Annotated in this window: 1 protein-coding gene; it reads right to left on the bottom strand. The window is 73.4% G+C overall.

Translation table 11 applies throughout. From position 1 onward, the window contains the following. On the bottom strand, window positions 1-383 hold a 383-nt coding region (locus FV228_RS32105), incomplete at its 3' end, for a glycosyltransferase family A protein (protein ID WP_147858002.1). Between the last annotated feature and the right edge of the window lie 207 nt (window positions 384-590).

Here is a 590-nt window from a genome sequence, read left to right as displayed (position 1 = left end):
GCGTAGCGCCAGGCGCCGGCGGTGGCGCGCTCGGGCAGGTGCAGGACCTCACCCATCAGCAGGCCGTCGAGTTCGGCGAGCCCACGCGCGTAATCGGCCACGAGGTCGGGGGCCGGGATGCAGTCGACGTCCAGGAAGACGATGCCGTCGCCGGTGGCCGCGTCCACGCCCCGGTTGCGCGCGGCCGCTAGCGGCAGCTCACGGCCGGTAACCCGGATCTGGCGCACTGGAAACGCCGTCTCGGGCAGGTCGTAGGGCTCATCCTGCATCACCGCGACGATGAACTCGGCGGGGGCCTGCGTCTGGCGCTCCAGGCCGCGCAGCACGTTGCGCAGATGCGCCGCCCGGCCCTTGGCCAGGGTCACGACGGAAACGGTGGACATGCGGCGGTCGGGCTCCGAGTGGTGGGGAATGGGGGTGTAGGCGGGCGATCAGCCGTTCGCGACGGCGCGAAGCGGACCCGGTACTTCGGCGCCCTGCCAGAGGTCGTCGGTCAGCCCTTCGAGCCAGCCGGCGGCGCGGAATGCGGCGTCCGGGGCGAAGAGTCCGTGCAGCACGGAGCCGTCGAGGGCGCGCGCGCGGGCCAGGAG

It is taken from the genome of Methylobacterium sp. WL18, from assembly GCF_008040015.1.
GTDB classification, from domain to species: domain Bacteria; phylum Pseudomonadota; class Alphaproteobacteria; order Rhizobiales; family Beijerinckiaceae; genus Methylobacterium; species Methylobacterium mesophilicum.
Note: the sequence above shows the minus strand (reverse complement) of the source record. Positions and strands in the feature narration are given on the sequence as shown.